Consider the following 18,147-nt stretch of genomic DNA (forward strand, 5'->3'; position numbering starts at 1 on the left):
CGGTGCGCGAAGCGGTGGTGGATGCACGGGCGGTGGGCGACGACAAACGGCTGGTGGCGTGGGTGGTGCCGGCCGCGGACGTGGCGGAAGAAACGCTGGCGGGCGCGCTGCGGCAGCATCTGAGCGCGGCGCTGCCGGACTATATGGTGCCGTCGGCCTGGGTGGTGGTGGCGGCGTTGCCGCTGTCGCCGAATGGCAAACTGGATCGGCGGGCGTTGCCGGAGCCGCAGGGGGCGCAGAGCCAAGCGGCGTACGAAGCGCCGCAGGGTGAACACGAAACGCTGCTGGCGGCGATCTGGCGCGAGCTGCTGAACGTGGAGCGGGTCGGGCGCCATGATAACTTCTTCGAGCTGGGGGGCCACTCGCTGTTGGCGGTACGTCTGACCAACCGTCTGCAGCAGATGGAATGGCAGCTGCCGTTGCAGGTCCTGTTCGCCAACCCGACGCTGCTGGCATTGGCGCAGCAACTGCGGAGAACCGATGAGGCGCTGCCGCCGATCGAGGCTATGCCACGCGGCGCCGCGTTGCCGCTGTCGTTTGCTCAGCAGCGTTTGTGGTTCCTGACGCAGTTGGAAGGCCTGAGTGAAACTTACCATATTCCCCTGGCGCTGAGCCTGCGCGGCGAGCTGGATCTGCCCGCCTGGCGGCAGAGCCTGGATGCGCTCTATGCCCGCCACGAAGCGTTGCGCAGCCGGTTTGTCACCGTCGAGGGGCAGCCGCAGGCGCACATTCTGCCGGCAGACGCGCTGCCGTTGACGGTTCACGATCTGCGTGGGCGGCAGGATGCTCAGAGCCAGGCGCGGAAACTGGCGCAGCGCCTGACGGAGGCGCCTTTTGATTTGACGCAGGGGCCGCTGGTGCGCGCCGCGCTGATCCGCCTGGCGGATGAGGAGCATCTGTTCCTGCTCACCTGTCATCACATCATTTCCGACGGTTGGTCGACCGGCATTCTGCTGCGTGAACTGGGGGCGTTGTACGGCGCATTGCGTCGCGGCGATGCCGATCCGCTGCCGCCGCTGCCGCTGCAATACGCGGATTACGCCGCCTGGCAGCGTCGCTATCTGACGCCGGAGCGGCTGGCGGCGCAGGCGCAATACTGGCGCGAAACGCTGAGCGATGCGCCGGCGCTGCTGACGCTGCCGACCGACCGGCCGCGTCCGACGGTGCAGTCTTTCAGCGGCGGGGAGGTGCCGATCGCGATCGACGCCGAGCTGACGCAGGCGCTGCGGCAGTTCAGCCGGCAGCATGGCGGCACGTTGTTCATGACGGTGCTGGCGGCCTGGAGCCTGGTGCTGGCGCGCATGGCCAGGCAGCAGGAGCTGGTGATCGGTACGCCGGAGGCCAACCGTGGCCGGCTGGAAACCGAATCGCTGGTCGGCTTCTTCGTCAGCACGCTGGCGCTGCGCATCGATCTTCGCGACGATCCGGATCTGCCGACGCTGATCGCGCGGATCCGCCACGCGGTGCTGGCGGCTCGGGAAAATCGCGATCTGCCGTTCGAGCAGGTGGTGGAGCTGGTCAATCCGCCGCGCCACCTGGGTTATACCCCGCTGTTCCAGGTGATGTTGGCCTGGCAGGACGGCTCGGTGCGCGATATCTCGCTGCCTGGGCTGCAGGCCGAGAGCGCCGAGTTGGGCTATCAGATCGCCAAGTATGATTTGACGCTCGATCTGGCGGAGCGCGACGAGCAAATCAGCGGTACGCTGAACTTCGCCACGGCGCTGTTCGACCGCGCTACCGCCGAACGTTACGGCGTTTACCTGGTGCAGGTGCTGCGGGCGATGGCGACAAATGCTACGCAGCCTGCGTCGCATCTCGATCTGCTGCCGGCTGCCGAGCGCGAACTGTTGTTGTACGGCTGGAACCGAACCGCGGAAGTTTATCCGGCGCAGAGCTGTGCCCACGTCCTGTTTGAACAGTGGGTGCAGCGCACGCCGGACGCCGTTGCGGTGGTGAACGATCGGGACAGCCTGAGCTACGCCCAATTGAACGCCCACGCCAACCAACTGGCGCACCAACTCATCGCACAGGGCGTGCGCCCGGGCGATCGCGTGGCCACGTCGCTTGAACGCAGCGTTTCTCTGGTCATCGCCCAGCTGGCGATCCTCAAGGCGGGGGCCGCTTATGTGCCGCTCGATCCGCACCTGCCCGTTGCGCGGCAGGCGTGGATCATCGGCGACAGCGGGGCGTCGTTGATCCTGTGCGATCGCGATATCGACCGCGAGATAGCCGGCGAGATCGCCTGCCTGCGTATCGATCGGCTGCGGCAGAATCCGACCCACGATCCGGCGGTGCCTCGCGCCGGCGGCGCGCCGGCCTACATCATGTATACCTCGGGCTCGACCGGTACGCCTAAAGGCGTCATGGTGACGCACCAAGGCATCCTCCGGCTGGCGATCAACAATCGTTTTGCGTCGTTTGAACGCGGCGATCGCTTCGCTTTCGCCGCCAATCCGGCGTTTGACGCCAGCACGCTGGAAATGTGGGGAGCCCTGTTGAATGGCGCCAGTCTGGCGATCATTGCGCCGGAAGTGTTGACGGAAGCCGAGGCGTTGGCGGCGGCGCTGGCGCGGCAAGGGATTAACGTCTTGTTCCTGACCACCTCGTTGTTTAACCAATATGCCCATAGCATCGCCGCGACGCTGGCGCAGTTGAAATATCTGCTGAGCGGCGGTGAAGCGGCGGATCCGCACGCCTTTGCCCGCATGCTGAAAGAGGCTGGGCCGGTACGGCTGATCAACGCTTATGGGCCGACCGAGTGTACGGTGTTCGCCACGACGGCCACGATCGAGCGAGTGGATCCCTGGCAGCGTTTGCCTATCGGGCGGCCGATCGGCAATACCCGGATTTATCTGCTGGATGAGCACGGGCAACCGGTGCCGCTCGGCGCGACCGGCGAGATCTACATCGCCGGCCCCGGGGTGGCGCTGGGTTATCTCAACCGCGCAGAGTTAACGGCAGAGCGATTCCTGGCGGATCCGTTTAACCCAGGCGAGCGGATGTATCGCACCGGCGATCTGGCGCGCTATCTGGCGGACGGTAATATCGACTACCTGGGACGCAACGATCGGCAGGTGAAAATTCGCGGCTTCCGCATCGAATGCGGTGAGATCGAGGCGCGAGTGGCCGGTCATCCGGCGGTGCGCGAAGCGGTGGTGGATGTCCTCGGCGAAGCGGACAATAAGCGACTGGTAGCCTGGGTGGTGCCGGAGGCTGACGCGGATCGCCAGACGTTGGCGGTGACGCTGCGACAGTATCTGGCGGGGATGTTGCCGGAGTTTATGCTGCCGGCGGCCTGGGTGGCGCTGGGTACGCTACCGCTGACGCCGAACGGCAAACTGGATCGGCGCGCGCTGCCTGAGCCGCAGGAGGACGCCTACGTGCGTGAGGTTTACGCCGAACCTGAAGGCGAACTGGAAACGCTGCTGGCGGGGATCTGGCGCGAGCTGCTGGGCATTGAGCGGGTCGGGCGCCACGATAACTTCTTCGAATTGGGCGGCCACTCGCTGCTGGCGGTGAAGTTGATGGCGCAGCTGCGCCGTGTCGGGCTGAGCGCCGGGGTGCAAACGCTGTTCACCGCGCCGACGCTGTCAACGCTGGCGCAGACGTTGGTCACGCAGCAGGAAGTGAGCGTGCCGGCCAACGGTATCCTGCCGGGCTGCGTAGCCATTACGCCGGAGATGTTGCCGCTGGCGACGCTGAGCCAGCCGGAGATCGACGCGGTGGTGGCGCAGGTGCCGGGCGGTGTGGCCAACGTACAGGATATCTACGCCTTGTCGCCGCTGCAGGAGGGGATTTTGTTCCACCATCTGCTGGCGGAACGGGGCGACCCGTACCAGCTGTCCGCGGTGCTGCGTTTCGACAGCCGTGCGCGCCTGGACGCCTGGCTGGCGGCGATGCAGCAGGTGATCGATCGCCATGACATTCTGCGTACTGCGTTCATCACGCAGGGCGTGTCATCACCGGTGCAGGTGGTGTGGCGCAAGGCCGAGTTGTCGCTGCGAGAACTGCGGCTCAATCCGGCAGAGGGCGAGATCGGTTCGCGGCTGACGGCGTTGTTTGATCCGCGCCGCGTGCGGCCTGATCTGACGCGCGCACCGTTGCTGAGCTTTGTCGCCGCACAGGGGGAAGAAGGCAGTTGGTGCGTGCTCCAGCAATGGCATCACCTGATCGGCGACCACTCGACCCTGGCGGTGATGCAGGAGGAGATCAACCTGATCCTGGCCGGGCGCGGGGACGAACTGGCCAAGGCACCGCCGTTCCGCAACGCGGTGGCGCAGGCAAGGCTCGGCGTCAGCAAGGCCGAACACGAACGGTTCTTCCGCACTATGCTGGCGGATATCGATGAACCGTCGTTGCCGTTCGGCCTGAGCGACGTGCATGGCGAAGGGCGGGATATCTCGACGGCGCACCTGGCTTTACCGCATGCGCTTAACCAACAGCTGCGGCGGCAGGCGCGGCGGCTGGGCGTCAGCCTGGCCAGCCTGTGCCACCTGGCCTGGGCGCAGGTGTTGGCGCGCGCTACCGGCCGCGATGAGGTGGTATTCGGCACCGTATTGTTGGGCCGCATGCAGGCCGGAGACGGGGCGGAACGGGCGCTCGGATTGTTTATCAATACGTTGCCGCTGCGGCTGGATGTCAACGAGGTCGGCGCGGAATCGGCGGTGTTGCAGGCGCACATCCGGCTGAGCGGGCTGTTGGCCCATGAGCATGCGCCGCTGGCGTTGGCGCAGCGCTGCAGCGGCGTCGCCGCGGGCACGCCGCTGTTCAGTGCCTTGCTGAACTACCGGCATAACAGCGGCGAGGACACCGCATTGCCGACCGGCGTGACGCTGCTCGATAGCCAGGAACGCACCAACTATCCGTTCGTGCTGTCGGTCGAGGACGGCGGTGATTCGCTGGGCCTGACGGCGCAGGTCAGGCAGCCGATTGAAGCGCAGCGCGTGTGTGGCTATATGGCGCAGGCGTTGAGCGCATTGGCGCAGGCATTGGAGCAGGCGCCTCAGACACCGGTCTGTGAACTGGAGGTGATGCCGGATGAAGAGTATGCGCTGCAGCTGTGCCGCTGGAATCATACGGCGGAAGCTTACCCGGCGGATACCTGTGTGCACGAACTGTTTGAACAGCAGGCGCGGCTGACGCCGCAGGCCATCGCTTTGATCCAGGATGCGCAACGGCTCAGCTACGCACAGTTGAATGCGCGCGCCAACCGGTTGACGCATCGGCTGATTGAGCGCGGCGTACAACCGGGCGACCGGGTCGCGGTGCGGCTGGCGCGCAGCATCGAACTGGTCTGCGCCCAATTGGCGGTAATCAAGGCCGGGGCGGCGTATGTGCCCATCGATCCGCAACTGCCGGCCGCGCGTCAGGCGTGGATCGCCGATGACAGCGGCGCCTGCCTGATGCTGACGGACGCCATCGGCGACGAGGAGATCCCGCAGCTGACGGTCGAGGATCGCGAAGCTGAAGATCATAACGGTAACCCGGCGTTGCGCGTGTCGAGCGGCGCGACGGCCTACATCATGTATACCTCCGGCTCGACCGGTACGCCGAAAGGCGTCATGACGCCGCACCAGGGGATCACGCGTCTGGTGCGCAACAACCGCTACGCCGCCTTTGACGCCGACGACCGCATCGCCTTTGCCGCCAATCCGGCATTTGATGCCAGCACGATGGAGGTTTGGGCCGCCCTGTTGAATGGCGGTGCGCTGGTGGTGATCGCGCCGGAGGTGATGATGGAGGCCGAGCGTCTGGCGGCCGAACTGCAACGCCATCGCATCACCACGCTGTTCTTGACCACTGCGCTGTTCAATCAGTATGTGCATAGCATCAGCGGCGCACTGGCGCAGTTGAAATATCTGATTAGCGGAGGGGAGAAAGAGGATCCGGGCGCTTATGCGCGGTTGTTGCAAGAGCGGGGGCCGGTGCACATGATCCATGCCTATGGGCCGACGGAGACCACCACCTTTGCGACAACGGCACGTATCGAGCGGGCTGAAGGGGAGGCGCGCTTGCCGATTGGGAAACCGATCGGCAATACCCGCGCTTACTTGCTGGACGCCCGCGGGCGCCCGGTGCCGATGGGAGCGGTGGGGGAATTGCATATCGGCGGCGTGGGGGTGGCGTTGGGCTACCTGAACCGACCGGAACTGACGGCACAGCGCTTCCTGAGCGATCCGTTCAATCCGGTCGGCGGCGGCCGCATGTATCGCACCGGCGATCTGGCGCGTTATTTACCGGACGGCAGTCTTGAATACCAGGGGCGATGCGATCAGCAGATCAAGCTGCGCGGGTTCCGCATCGAACCGGGCGAGATTGAGGTGCAGCTGGCGGCGAGCCCGTGGGTGCGGGAAGCGGTGGTGCAGGTTTGTTCGACGGAACATCATCCGCGCCTGGTCGCCTGGATCGTACCGACGGCCGACGTTGACCGCAGCGCGTTGCAGGGACAGCTACGGGCCTATCTGAGCGAACGTTTGCCGGAGTACATGGTGCCGTCGGCTTATGTTTGGCTGGATGCGCTGCCGTTGACCGCCAACGGCAAGCTGGATCGGCGCGCCTTGCCGGAGCCGGAGCGCGCGGCAGTCGGCATTCGGGAGTATGCGGCGCCTCAGGGGGAGACCGAAACGACGCTGGCGCGGGTATGGTGTGAGCTGCTCGAGATTGGCCAGATAGGGCGCCACGACAATTTCTTCGAGCTCGGTGGCCATTCGCTGCTGGCGGTACGTCTTTCCAGCCAGCTGCGTCAGCAAGGCATCACCTTGCCGGTACAGGCGATCTTCAACCATCCGATATTGACCGAGCTGGCCGAGCGGATAGATCGTCGCAACGCAGAGGCTCCGCTGCGCAAAGCGGTGCCGGCTCGCAGCAGCGGCAGCCGGCCGCCGCTGTTCTTCGTTCCGACCGGCTTTGGCGACCACTCCTACGCGTTTGAATTGGCCAAGGAGATCGACGAGACCTTCCCGGTCTACGCCGTGCCGTGGCCGGCGGTGGAGGAGAAGCCGGCTACCATGTCCGATATGGCCGCCAGCGCCGTGGCGTTGATTCGCGAGGTGCAGCCGCAGGGGCCATACCATCTGGCGGGGTACTCTTCCGGTGGGGTGTTGGCCTATGCCATCGCCGAGCAGCTGCAATCGGCCGGGGAAGCGGTCGCCTTCCTGGGGTTGATCGACACGTTGCGGCCGGTGGAGGCGATGCACAGCCCGGTCCAACTGTTGCTGAACTGGGTGGAGTCAACGCAGGAAAGGCCGGATCCGCAGTTCTGTCAGCAGTTGGCCGAGCTGCCGTTGCCGGAGGCGATCGCGGCCGTGCAACGCGCCGGGATCAAGACTCAGCGTGAGGAAGTGGCCGACGAGGCGGCGCTCTGGCAGCAGCGGCACCACTACGCCAAACTGGTGGAAGCGACCCTGGTGCAGCCCGCATCGCTGAAAATCCATCTGTTCAAGGCGAAGCAGGAGCAGGTTTCCGTCAATTCGCAGAACGCACAGTTCCAGGCGTATTGGCAGAGGATCAAGCAGGCGGGATATTGCCGCGAAGACGCTTCCGCGTTGGGATGGGATAAGCTGCTGCCGCCGGCGACCGTCCGCGTCAGCCAGGTCAACGGCGACCATGTGTCGATGATGGAGCATCCGGTTCATCGGCGTGAGCTGGGGCAACACTTCAATCTGGCGTTGCGCGAGCTCGGACAGGCGTAAGCCGGCGGGATGTATCCGATGAGAAAGCCCTCGCAAGAGGGCTTTTTTTTACCCGTTGGCGGCGGTTTTGACGAGTTCCACCACCAGCGGTGAAAGCTCGCCGCGCAGCGCGGCGCGTTCCGACTGGAACAGCGTGGCGACGTAAAAACGCCGGCCCGGCAGTTCGATGGCGCGCACGTCGCCTTCGGTGTCGTGGCCGCTGACGATCAGCGGGAAGCGCTCAAGATCGGCGACGAATTCCGGATTCACGCCGAAGTTGCAGTGGTAGCCTTCATGGGTGTTCAGGCTGCCGTAGGCCTGCGCGACGCGGGTGTCAGGCTGAAAAACGATGTCGCCGGTTTTTTCCACCAGCGAGCAGCTCAGCGGGGCGATCACCAATCGGCCGCCGCTGTCGGTTTCCGCATGGCCGGCGTCGTGCCAGCCCATCACGTTGCGGGCGTACTCGACGATGGCGTATTGAAAACCGCCGCAGGAGCCGAGGAACGGCACGTCGTTTTCCCGCGCATGGCGGATCGCCATAAAGGCGCCGTCGTCGTAACGATACGGGCTGCCCGGCACCACCCAGATGGCGTCGAAATTTTGCAGGACGTCGGGGGAGGTCAGGGTTTCTGTCGGTAGCCATTGGGGCTGCACGTCGATGTCGAGATGGGCGGCGGTGAGCTGGAGCGCCACGGGGATGGCCTGATGGGCCACGGCTTGCGGGTTGTAATCACCGACCAGAGCAATGCGAACTTGAGCTTTCATCATTTCCTTTCCTGTGCGGGTAAAAAAGGAGATTACAGGAAAGTAGAGTGTCGAGCCGCCGCTTTTTAAACGTGGCGCACAAAAAAGCCCGGCGTTGGCCGGGCTGGAAAAAAGAGGGTCAGTACAGCGAGGGCGCGCCGGCCGGTCGGGTTTTGAAGCGGCGGTGCAGCCACATGTACTGCTCCGGCGCCCGCATGATCTCTTTCTCGATCACTTTGTTCATGTAAGCCGCCGCCGCCTGTTCGTCGCTGAGCGGGTAGTCTTCCAGGGCCGGTTGAATCAGCAGGTCGTAGCCGCGGCCGCCTTCGCGGCGGATCAGCACCACCGGCACCAATGCCGGGTTGGCCATGCGCGCCAGCATGAAGGTGCCGCTGGTGGTGGCGGCCTGATCGACGGCGAACAGCGGCGCGAATACGCTGCCGCGCGGGCCGTAGTCCTGATCCGGCGCGAACCATACCGCCTCGCCGCGCTTGAGCGCGTGCACCATGCCGCGCAGATCCTTGCGATCGATCATCGCCTTGTTGGAGCGCATGCGACCCTTGGTCTGCGCCCACTCCATCGCCTTGTTGTTGTGCGGGCGGTACATCGCCATCATCGGCTGGCACAGGCCCATCGCCCGGCCGCCCAGCTCCAGCGACATAAAGTGCACGCCGATCACCAGCACGCCGCGATCGTCGCGCTGCGCCATTTTGAGGTGGTTGATGCCGGAGACGTTGAACCAGCGCTTGACGCGTTTATCCGACCAGAACCAGGCCATGCCGGTTTCCAGCAGGCCCATGCCGAGCGATTCGAAGTTGCCCACCACTTTGCGCTCACGCTGCGCTTCGTCCATCTCGGGGAAGCACAGTTCGAGGTTGCGGCGGGTAATGGTGACGCGACGCTTAAGAAAACGCATCGAGGTGCGCCCCATCCACACCCCCAGCCGATTGAGCAACGGGTAAGGGAGCTGTACCAGCAGGAACAGCAGGGCCAGGCCGAACCAGGTCAGCCAGTAGCGCGGGTGCAGCAAGGAAAGTTGAAATCTCTTTTGGCGTTTCATAGCAGCTCGTTTATGCGTTAGGGGGTAGCAACCTGTAACGCATAAAGGATCCACTCGATAGCGATACGACTACTCAGACACCCAAGTACGGCCAGGGTTTAGTCGGAATTCCATAATTGACTAAACATTTACATTCGAAGGGCGGTTTGCGCTGCTATCAGGCTTCGGAGGGATAGCTGTTGGCCAGCGGAGGCGGCTCTAGGAACGTGTATGTTAACACAGGGTACGGGGTGTGGCGGAAGAGGGGCATGCGAATATTCTCATTCGCGTTGCCCCCGAGTTGAAGATTGGCGCGTTTTATAGGCTGGGAATGATAATCGCGGCGAAAATCGCAGCGATCACCAGCCATTTCAGCAGGTAGTAACCGCGGCGGTTGCGCGCCTTCAGGCGCTGGCCGGCATCGCGCACCGCGTTGACGTATTTGAAGATGCGGTTGATGCCGCCGGTGCGGTCCTGATCGTCGTTTGGCGAGCTGGCCGCCGACATCAGCGTGGCGCCGACCCAGTGGTTGACCGCCTGCGCCCAGCGCCATTTCATCGGCCGCTCGACGTCGCAAAACAGAATGATGCGCGTCTGATCGGTGGCGTTCTGCGCCCAGTGCACGTAGGTTTCGTCGAAGATCACCGCCTCGCCGTCGCGCCAGCTGTGCTGCTCGCCGTCCACCTCGATGAAGCAGCGATCGTCGTTGGGCGTCATCAACCCCAGGTGATAGCGCACCGAGCCGGCGTAAGGATCGCGGTGTTTACCCAAATGGCTGCCGGGCGGCAGCTCGGCGAACATCGCGGCCTTGACCGACGGGATGCGGTTGAGCAGCTCGACGGTTTTTGGGCACAGCGTCTGCGCCGAAGGGTGGCTGTCGCTGTACCACTTCAGATAGAAACGTTTCCAGCCGCGTTTGAAGAAGGTGTTGAACCCCGCATCGTTGTGCGACTGCGCCTTTTTGATGTGATGCTGCAAGCGCACCGCTTCCTCGCGGATCACCTGCCAGTTGTCGGTCAGCGTCTGCAGCTCCGGGAAAACTTTTTCGTCGAAATAGGGCTGCCTGGCGGGCAAACGGGAGAAACCGGTCATAAACATATTGATCGGCCCCATAAAGGTGGAGTGATCGAACAGTTGGCGGGTAAGCTTTTGTTTCTCCTTGCCGCGGGAGTGTGCGTAAAGGAAGCTGACGATAAAAACGCCTATGATGATGACGGCAACCATAGAATCCATCCCTGTCATTACTGATTATTACGAGGTAAAAAACGTAAAAATTATAGTTTTGTGACAGATAAAATTTAACTTTTTCGTGCCATTTCGCCATTGTTGAACGTAGATGGCATGAAAAGTTAATAAAGATGTGAGTGCTGATATTTTATGTTGGTATTTTTGATTTTCGTACTATTCTTAGGTTTCTTTAACGGGATTGTGTGCCATCTTATTTCATGACGAATGGCACGTATCTGAGAAAAGAGGGACTTATGAAGAAATCAATCATTGCCTTGTCTGCACTGCTGCTCGCTTCCCCGGTGTTCGCCGCTGAGACCGCGACCGACACCGCCGCTCACGCCAGCAACGAGGTCGTTGCCGAAGCGCACAAAGGAGCGGATACCGCCAAAGAAAAGCTGCACCAGTCTCAGGACAAGGGTGAAGAGCTGAAGCTGAAAGCCAAGCACACCGCCGAAGGCAAGAGCGACAGCGTCGGCAGCAAAGTGAGCGAAGGCTCGCAAAAGGCCTGGCACTCCACCAAGCAAGGTTCGGAGAAGGCTTGGGACAAGACCAAGCAAGGCGCGGAAAGCCTCAAGAACAAAGTGACCGAATAAGGTCTCCGCTTTGCCACAAGGGCCGCGCTGCGGCCTTTTTTATTGCCCGCAAACCGGGGGCGCCCCAAAAGAAAAAGGCGCTTATCAAATGAGATAAAGCGCCTTTTCAACACGTTAACTGACTAGTATCAGTTCATGCCGTATTTTTTCAGCTTCTTGCGCAGCGTGCCGCGGTTGATGCCCATCATCAGGGCTGCGCGGGTCTGGTTGCCACGGGTGTATTGCATCACCATGTCCAACAGTGGCTGTTCAACTTCAGCCAGTACCAGCTCATACAGGTCATTTACGTCTTGACCGTTCAGTTGAGCAAAATAGTTCTTCAGTGCTTGTTTAACCGAGTCACGCAGAGGCTTTTGAGTCACCTGATCTTGTGAGTTAACGGTAGAAACGGTCAGTACGTCAGAATTTACGCGTTGTTCGAACATAGTTCTGTCAGCTCTTTTTTTACGCTAAGATTTTCGAAATATGCCTCCAACGCCTCCAGCTGTTCGCTGGCATCCTCTATGGCGTTGAATGTGCGCCGAAACTGGTCATTCGGAGCGTGTTCCTGGAGATACCAGGACACGTGCTTACGAGCAATCCGGAATCCCTTGCCTTGGCCATAGAAGCCGTGCAATTCCCGAATGTGCCCAATCAACAAGCGCTTCACCTCGCCAAGCGGCAGCGGCGGCAGCAACTCCCCAGTGTCCAGATAATGCTGGATTTCCCGGAAGATCCAGGGTCTCCCCTGAGCAGCGCGGCCTATCATCAGGGCATCGGCCCCGGTGTAGTCGAGCACTGCTCTGGCTTTATGCGGGTCAGTAATATCCCCATTCGCGATAATCGGAATGGAAACACTCTGCTTAACTGCCCGAATGCTGTCGTATTCCGCGTCGCCGTTAAACAGACAGGCGCGGGTTCGGCCGTGAATCGTCAGGGCCTGAATACCACAGTCTTCGGCCAGTTGGGCAATCTCTACACAGTTACGATGCTCTGGCGCCCAGCCGGTGCGAATCTTCAGCGTTACCGGCACATCCACCGCGTCAACCACCGCGTGGAGGATCCGTTTAACCAGATCCGGGTACTGCAACAAGGCGGACCCGGCAAGCTTCCGGTTCACTTTTTTGGCAGGGCATCCCATATTGATGTCGATGATCTGCGCGCCGCTGGCCACGTTGATACGCGCGGCGGCGGCCATATCATCAGGATCGCATCCGGCAATCTGCACGGAGCGGATCCCTGGTTCATCGCTATGCACCATACGCAGACGCGACTTATCCGTCCGCCACACCTCCGGGTTGGAGGAGAGCATCTCGGATACAGCCATCCCAGCACCCATTGCATGACAGAGGGTTCTGAACGGGCGATCTGTAATACCGGCCATCGGGGCCGCAATCAGGCAATTAGTAAGCTGGTGGTGTCCAATGCGCATAGACAAAGAGTGACCATACTGTGTCCGCAAGGGCGCGTATATTACGCATTTTTGCGCCGAGATGAAAGGCCAAACTTTAACCAATTGGCGCGATATTAGGGCAAAAAATGCGCTGTGCAGTGATTCATAAAAATATTGTATATATTTTACAATGAGTTGACGAAAAGTGCTTATTTTGTGTGCGGTAAAATATTCGCCTTTGCGCAGAATATTATCTGCATTCACCCGCGTTTTTTGCCGGGATAGCCTGCCTGGAAGGCGCATTGTCAGGGCGATCCGTCGTTGAACGGCGAAAAATTGCATAAAATTTTGTCTCGCCCGCGGGCCGATCGCCAGGCAAAAAAAATCCACCGGCGCAGGGCCGGTGGATGAGGGAGCAATAGACCGTGACGCTTACTTGCGGCGGCCGGTGATGCGGCACCACTCTTCACGCTCGGCGACCGGGTCGAGCGTGAACTTCTCTTCGTAGGCTTGCGCAACGCTGCTCGCCTGGCTGGCCAGCACGCCGGACAGCCCCAGATGGCCGCCGGCCTTCGGCAGGCAACCGATCAGCGGCGCCAGCTCGCGCAGCGGGCCGGCGAGGATGTTGGCGACCACCACGTCCGCCAGCAGGTCCGCCGGCTGGTCTTTCGGCAGATACAGCTCCAGACGCTCTGAAACGCCGTTACGCTGCGCGTTGTCGCGGCTGGCCTGAATGGCCTGGGGATCGATGTCGATGCCGATAGCGCGCGCCGCACCCAGCTTCAGCGCGGCGATTGCCAGGATGCCGGAACCGCAACCGAAGTCGATGACGGTTTTGCCGGCCAAATCGAGGCCGTCCAGCCACTGCAGGCACAGCGCGGTGGTCGGGTGGGTGCCGGTGCCGAACGCCAGGCCCGGATCGAGCATCACGTTGACCGCGTCGGGATCCGGCACGTCGCGCCAGCTCGGGCAGATCCACAAACGCTCGCCGAAGCGCATCGGGTGGAAGTTGTCCATCCATTCGCGCTCCCAGTCCTTATCTTCCAGCTGCTCTATCTTGTGGCGGAAACCGGCGCCCAGCAGCGGGTGCTGTTCCAGCATCGCCACCACCTCGGCCATATCGGTTTCCGCGTCGTACAGGCCGATCACGTCGGTATCGCCCCACAGCAGGGTTTCACCCGGCAAAGGTTCGAACACCGGGTTGTCGTGGGTGTCCTGGAAGGTCACCGACACGGCGCCGCTTTCCACCAGCGCGTCGCTCAGGTCTTCTGCCTGGCTGCCGGTGGTGTTCAGTTTGAGTTGGATCCAAGGCATAGCAATTCTCTTCAAGAGGGTAATGATGACGCCGTCCGGCGCTTTTCGCCGACGACGTTACCGAGATAAAACGCCAACAGGCTGAGCAACAGCGAAGGCACGATAGGGTGCAGCCCCGCCGGCTGCAGGTTGAAGCTGGCCAATAGCGTATAGCATACCGCACCCGACACCATTGAGCTAAGCGCTCCCTGAGCATTGGCGCGTTCCCAGTACAGGCCCAGCACCAGCGGCCACAGGAACACCGCCTCCAACCCGCCGAAAGCCAGCAGGTTGAGCCAGATGATCATCTCCGGCGGCCGCCAGGCCGCCAGCAGCACCAACAGACCGAGGATCAGCGTGGTCAGGCTGGAGAAGCGCTTGATCAGCCGCTCGTTGTGGATCTGCTGTGGGCGTACGCCAAGATAGAGATCCTTGATGATGGTGGCGGAGGATTGCAGCAGCTGGGCGTTGATGGTCGACATGATCGCCGCCATCGGCGCCGCCAAGAAAATCCCGGCGGCATACGGCGGCAGCACGGTGATCATCAGCGTCGGGATCACCTGATCGGGGATCTTGAGATCCGGCAACACCGCGCGGCCGAGCGCGCCGGCCAGGTGCATGCCGAACATCAGCACCGCCACCACCACGGTGCCGAGCAGAATGCCGCGGTGCACCGCCTTGCTGTCCTTGTAGGAGATACAGCGCACGGCGGTGTGCGGCAGGCCGATCACCCCGAAGCACACCAGGATCCAGAACGAGGCCATCAACGGCAGGCTGAGGATCTGATCGCCGCCCTGCGGCGACACCAGCGCCGGATCAATCTGCTGCAGTTTGCTGACTGCGCTGTCCAGTCCGCCGGCGGCATGGATCACCGCCACCAGCAGCAGCACGGTGCCAAGCAGCATCACCAGCCCCTGCATGGCGTCGTTCAGCACGCTGGCGCGGAAGCCGCCGAAGGCGGTGTACAGCGCGATGCTGATGCCGAAGATCAGCAGGCCGGTGTCGTAAGGAATGCCGGCGGCGGTTTCCAGCAGGCGTGCGCCGCCGATAAACTGCACCGTCATGGCGCCGAGGAACGCCACCAGCAGGCTGAGGCTGGCCAGCCACACCAGCAGGCGGCTTTGGTAGCGGCCATACAGCATGTCATTGAGGGTGATAGCGTTGTAGCGCCGCGCCAGGATGGCGAATTTCTTGCCCAGCACGCCGAGCGACAGCCACACCGCCGGCAGCTGGATCATCGCCAGCAGCACCCAGCCCAGGCCGTATTTGTAGGCGGCGCCGGGGCCGCCGATAAACGAACTGGCGCTGATGTAGGTGGCGGTCAGGGTCATCGCCAGCACAAAGCCGCCCATCGAGCGGTTGCCGAGGAAATATTCGCTGAGGAAATTTCCATTCTGACGGCGGCGATAGGCGTATACCGACAGGCCGAATACCAGCAACAGGTAGGCGACCAGCGGCAGGATCACTTCAGTTTGCATCGCTGTCCTCCAGCGAAATGTCGCGGAACACCGTGCGCACCATCAGCCAGCACAGGCCGATGAACAGCAGCGGCACCAGCAGGCAGGCCATTTCGAACCAGTGCGGCAGGCCGGTGACGCCGACAGCGCTGTCTGGCAGATAGGCCGCCAGCCCCCAGGCCAGCAGGTAGAGCAGCGTCAGCCCCAGCGCCCAGCGCGCTTCGCGGTGCGCCTGAATAAAGCGTTTGTCCATCCGTGTCTCCCATAGGTTTACGGTGATGGATTCATCAAAGGTAGGGAATTTTACGGCATGACGGCGTTTTGCCAAGCCGTTACTGGCGGCAACGCCAAAGAAAAAGGCCGGTGATTAACCGGCCTTTCGTCAGACGATGCTGCGTGCTGCCTTAGGTTTCCTGCAGACCCAGCTTCTTCTCCAGATAGTGGATGTTGGTGCCACCGTGCTGGAAGTTTTCGTCGTTCATGATCTTCTGCTGCAGCTCAACGTTGGTTTTGATGCCGTCGATGATCAGTTCAGCCAGGGCGTTTTTCATGCGGGCAATCGCCACGTCACGGTTTTCGCCGAAGGTGATCAGTTTGCCGATCATGGAGTCATAGTACGGCGGTACGGTATAACCGGCGTAGATATGAGATTCCCAACGCACGCCGAAACCGCCTGGCGCGTGGAAGCGGGTGATCTTGCCCGGGCTCGGCAGGAAGGTGTTCGGATCTTCGGCGTTGATGCGGCATTCTACCGCGTGGCCGTGGATCTTCACTTCTTCCTGTTTGATCGACAGCGGCTGACCGGCAGCGATGCGCAGCTGCTCTTTGATCAGATCCACGCCGGTGATCATTTCGGTAACCGGGTGCTCTACCTGAATACGGGTGTTCATTTCGATGAAATAGAACTCGCCGTTTTCATACAGGAACTCGAAGGTGCCCGCGCCGCGGTAGCCGATTTCCACGCAGGCTTTCGAGCAGCGCTCGCCGATGTAACGGCGCATTTCGCTGGTGATGCCCGGCGCCGGCGCTTCTTCGACCACTTTCTGGTGGCGGCGCTGCATGGAGCAGTCGCGCTCGGCCAGATAGATGGCGTTGCCCTGGCCGTCGGCCAATACCTGAATCTCGATGTGGCGCGGATTCTCCAGGTATTTTTCCATGTACACCATGTCGTTGTTGAAAGCCGCTTTGGCTTCCGCTTTCGTCATGTTGATGGACTGCTCAAGGTCTTTGTCGCTGCGCACCACGCGCATGCCGCGACCGCCGCCGCCGCCGGAGGCCTTGATGATCACCGGATAACCGATGCGCTTGGCGAAGGCACGGTTTTTATCCATGTCGTCGGTCAGCGGGCCGTCGGAGCCAGGTACGCACGGCACGCCGGCTTTCTTCATGGCGTTGATCGCGGAAACCTTGTCGCCCATCAGGCGGATGGTCTCGGCTTTCGGGCCGATAAAGATGAAGCCGGAGCGTTCAACCTGCTCGGCGAAGTCGGCGTTCTCGGACAGGAAGCCGTAGCCCGGGTGAATCGCCACGGCGCCGGTGATTTCCGCCGCCGAGATGATGGCCGGGATGTTCAGGTAGCTTTTTACCGATGGCGCAGGACCGATGCAGACGGTCTCGTCGGCCAGCAGCACGTGTTTCAGATCGCGGTCGGCCGCGGAGTGAACCGCAACGGTCTTGATGCCCAGTTCTTTACAGGCACGCAGGATGCGAAGCGCGATCTCGCCGCGGTTGGCGATAACAATTTTATCAAGCATGGGGGCGCCTCGTTATTCGATGACGACCAGCGGCTCGTCATATTCGACCGGCTGGCCGTTTTCCACCAGGATGGCTTTCACGACGCCGGACTTGTCCGCTTCGATCTGGTTCATCATTTTCATGGCTTCAACGATGCACAGGGTATCGCCGGCGTTCACTTTCTGGCCCACTTCCACGAAGGCTTTCGCGTCCGGGCTTGGGGTGCGGTAGAAGGTGCCTACCATTGGGGAACGAACGACGTGGCCACTCACGGCCGCCGGTGCTGCAGGGGTTTCTGCCGCAGGCGCGGTGGCAACGGCGTTAGCCAGGGCTGGCTGCTGCTGTGCCGGCATCGCGTAGGCCTGCTGCATGACGGGATAAGCCTGCGCCGGTGCGGCACGGCTGATGCGAACCGATTCTTCGCCTTCAGAGATTTCCAGTTCAGAAATGCCTGATTCTTCAACCAGTTCGATCAGTTTCTTGATTTTACGAATATCCATGAGTGTGATTCCGTACTCTTTTTGTGGAGCAATTAGTGGGTTTTCGACAGACGGTTAACCGCTGCCTGTAAAGCGAAAGCGTAGCCATCCGCGCCGAGGCCGCAAATCACGCCTACCGCTACGTCCGAGAGATAAGAGTGATGGCGGAAAGGTTCGCGGGCGTGCACGTTGGACAGGTGGATCTCGATGAACGGGATCTGCACCGCCAGCAACGCATCGCGCAGCGCCACGCTGGTGTGCGTGAACGCCGCCGGATTTATCAGAATGAAATCGGTGTTGCCGCGCGCCTGATGGATGCGATCGATCAGCTGATGCTCGGCGTTGGACTGCAGATGGCTCAGGGTAATATCCAATGCGGATGCCTGGTTTTCCAATCCGTTAACAATCTCTGTCAGCGTCGTGCTGCCGTACTTCTCCGGCTCACGCGTCCCCAGCAGATTGAGATTGGGGCCGTTCAGAAGCAAAATGTGAAACTTATCCGCCATTGTGCTGGTATCTCCGGCAATAAAACCATC

13 protein-coding genes are annotated in these 18,147 nt (G+C 61.7%); 2 read left to right on the top strand and 11 right to left on the bottom strand.

The features are described from left to right. The first annotated feature begins 17 nt into the window (after positions 1-17). Complete coding sequence (locus ACJ8IM_RS13875; protein ID WP_442516237.1) at positions 18-7,691, top strand: amino acid adenylation domain-containing protein; 7,674 nt, start codon at positions 18-20, stop codon at positions 7,689-7,691. Positions 7,692-7,739: 48 nt separating this feature from the next. Here ACJ8IM_RS13875 and ACJ8IM_RS13880 read toward each other — a convergent pair whose 3' ends face one another. The 3 genes from ACJ8IM_RS13880 to lpxO all read right to left on the bottom strand — a co-directional run bounded on the left by ACJ8IM_RS13880 (position 7,740) and on the right by lpxO (position 10,677). Beyond that, complete coding sequence (locus ACJ8IM_RS13880) at positions 7,740-8,438, bottom strand: CTP synthase C-terminal region-related (seleno)protein (RefSeq protein ID WP_223182021.1); 699 nt, start codon at positions 8,436-8,438, stop codon at positions 7,740-7,742. Between the two features lie 115 nt (positions 8,439-8,553). Beyond that, a complete protein-coding gene (lpxP, locus tag ACJ8IM_RS13885; RefSeq protein ID WP_033648968.1) occupies positions 8,554-9,474 on the bottom strand; it encodes a kdo(2)-lipid IV(A) palmitoleoyltransferase in 921 nt (306 codons plus the stop codon). A gap of 297 nt (positions 9,475-9,771) precedes the next feature. Further along, on the bottom strand, positions 9,772-10,677 hold the full coding sequence (gene lpxO / locus ACJ8IM_RS13890) for a lipid A hydroxylase LpxO (protein ID WP_049212963.1): 906 nt from the start codon (positions 10,675-10,677) through the stop codon (positions 9,772-9,774). 257 nt (positions 10,678-10,934) lie between these two features. Here lpxO and ACJ8IM_RS13895 point away from each other — a divergent pair, with 257 nt between their 5' ends. Further along, on the top strand, positions 10,935-11,276 hold the full coding sequence (locus ACJ8IM_RS13895; RefSeq protein WP_101455692.1) for a hypothetical protein: 342 nt from the start codon (positions 10,935-10,937) through the stop codon (positions 11,274-11,276). Positions 11,277-11,404: 128 nt separating this feature from the next. On the opposite strand, the gene fis is transcribed toward ACJ8IM_RS13895, so the two are convergent. The 8 genes from fis to aroQ all read right to left on the bottom strand — a co-directional run bounded on the left by fis (position 11,405) and on the right by aroQ (position 18,117). Then, positions 11,405-11,701: a DNA-binding transcriptional regulator Fis gene (gene fis, locus ACJ8IM_RS13900; protein WP_000462905.1), complete on the bottom strand. Its 297-nt coding sequence runs from the start codon at positions 11,699-11,701 to the stop codon at positions 11,405-11,407. Further along, positions 11,683-12,687 carry a tRNA dihydrouridine synthase DusB gene (dusB, locus tag ACJ8IM_RS13905; protein WP_004936856.1) on the bottom strand — a complete coding sequence of 335 codons (1,005 nt, stop codon included), beginning with the start codon at positions 12,685-12,687 and terminating at the stop codon, positions 11,683-11,685. The genes fis and dusB overlap by 19 nt, the downstream gene beginning before the upstream one ends. A gap of 393 nt (positions 12,688-13,080) precedes the next feature. Beyond that, positions 13,081-13,962: a 50S ribosomal protein L11 methyltransferase gene (gene prmA / locus ACJ8IM_RS13910; RefSeq protein ID WP_033636181.1), complete on the bottom strand. Its 882-nt coding sequence runs from the start codon at positions 13,960-13,962 to the stop codon at positions 13,081-13,083. Positions 13,963-13,973: 11 nt separating this feature from the next. Continuing rightward, on the bottom strand, positions 13,974-15,419 hold the full coding sequence (panF, locus tag ACJ8IM_RS13915; protein ID WP_101455691.1) for a sodium/pantothenate symporter: 1,446 nt from the start codon (positions 15,417-15,419) through the stop codon (positions 13,974-13,976). Further along, on the bottom strand, positions 15,409-15,651 hold the full coding sequence (locus ACJ8IM_RS13920; RefSeq protein WP_033636179.1) for a YhdT family protein: 243 nt from the start codon (positions 15,649-15,651) through the stop codon (positions 15,409-15,411). The genes panF and ACJ8IM_RS13920 overlap by 11 nt, the downstream gene beginning before the upstream one ends. A gap of 151 nt (positions 15,652-15,802) precedes the next feature. Next, complete coding sequence (accC, locus tag ACJ8IM_RS13925; RefSeq protein ID WP_004936886.1) at positions 15,803-17,152, bottom strand: acetyl-CoA carboxylase biotin carboxylase subunit; 1,350 nt, start codon at positions 17,150-17,152, stop codon at positions 15,803-15,805. Between the two features lie 12 nt (positions 17,153-17,164). Further along, on the bottom strand, positions 17,165-17,632 hold the full coding sequence (gene accB / locus ACJ8IM_RS13930; RefSeq protein ID WP_033636178.1) for an acetyl-CoA carboxylase biotin carboxyl carrier protein: 468 nt from the start codon (positions 17,630-17,632) through the stop codon (positions 17,165-17,167). 32 nt (positions 17,633-17,664) lie between these two features. Next, entirely contained in the window at positions 17,665-18,117 is a 453-nt protein-coding gene (aroQ, locus tag ACJ8IM_RS13935) for a type II 3-dehydroquinate dehydratase (RefSeq protein ID WP_004936891.1), read from the bottom strand. Between the last annotated feature and the right edge of the window lie 30 nt (positions 18,118-18,147).

The sequence above is a fragment of the Serratia sp. CY33525 genome, assembly GCF_052169115.1.
GTDB lineage: Bacteria > Pseudomonadota > Gammaproteobacteria > Enterobacterales > Enterobacteriaceae > Serratia > Serratia sarumanii.

Excerpts from the sequence above, each read along its gene's own strand:
- ACJ8IM_RS13880 (WP_223182021.1), bottom strand. The coding sequence starts at position 8,438 with ATGATGAAAGCTCAAGTTCGCATTGCTCTGGTCGGTGATTACAACCCG.
- lpxP (WP_033648968.1), bottom strand. The coding sequence starts at position 9,474 with ATGAAACGCCAAAAGAGATTTCAACTTTCCTTGCTGCACCCGCGCTAC.
- lpxO (WP_049212963.1), bottom strand. The coding sequence starts at position 10,677 with ATGGTTGCCGTCATCATCATAGGCGTTTTTATCGTCAGCTTCCTTTAC.
- ACJ8IM_RS13895 (WP_101455692.1), top strand. The coding sequence starts at position 10,935 with ATGAAGAAATCAATCATTGCCTTGTCTGCACTGCTGCTCGCTTCCCCG.
- fis (WP_000462905.1), bottom strand. The coding sequence starts at position 11,701 with ATGTTCGAACAACGCGTAAATTCTGACGTACTGACCGTTTCTACCGTT.
- dusB (WP_004936856.1), bottom strand. The coding sequence starts at position 12,687 with ATGCGCATTGGACACCACCAGCTTACTAATTGCCTGATTGCGGCCCCG.
- prmA (WP_033636181.1), bottom strand. The coding sequence starts at position 13,962 with ATGCCTTGGATCCAACTCAAACTGAACACCACCGGCAGCCAGGCAGAA.
- panF (WP_101455691.1), bottom strand. The coding sequence starts at position 15,419 with ATGCAAACTGAAGTGATCCTGCCGCTGGTCGCCTACCTGTTGCTGGTA.
- ACJ8IM_RS13920 (WP_033636179.1), bottom strand. The coding sequence starts at position 15,651 with ATGGACAAACGCTTTATTCAGGCGCACCGCGAAGCGCGCTGGGCGCTG.
- accC (WP_004936886.1), bottom strand. The coding sequence starts at position 17,152 with ATGCTTGATAAAATTGTTATCGCCAACCGCGGCGAGATCGCGCTTCGC.
- accB (WP_033636178.1), bottom strand. The coding sequence starts at position 17,632 with ATGGATATTCGTAAAATCAAGAAACTGATCGAACTGGTTGAAGAATCA.
- aroQ (WP_004936891.1), bottom strand. The coding sequence starts at position 18,117 with ATGGCGGATAAGTTTCACATTTTGCTTCTGAACGGCCCCAATCTCAAT.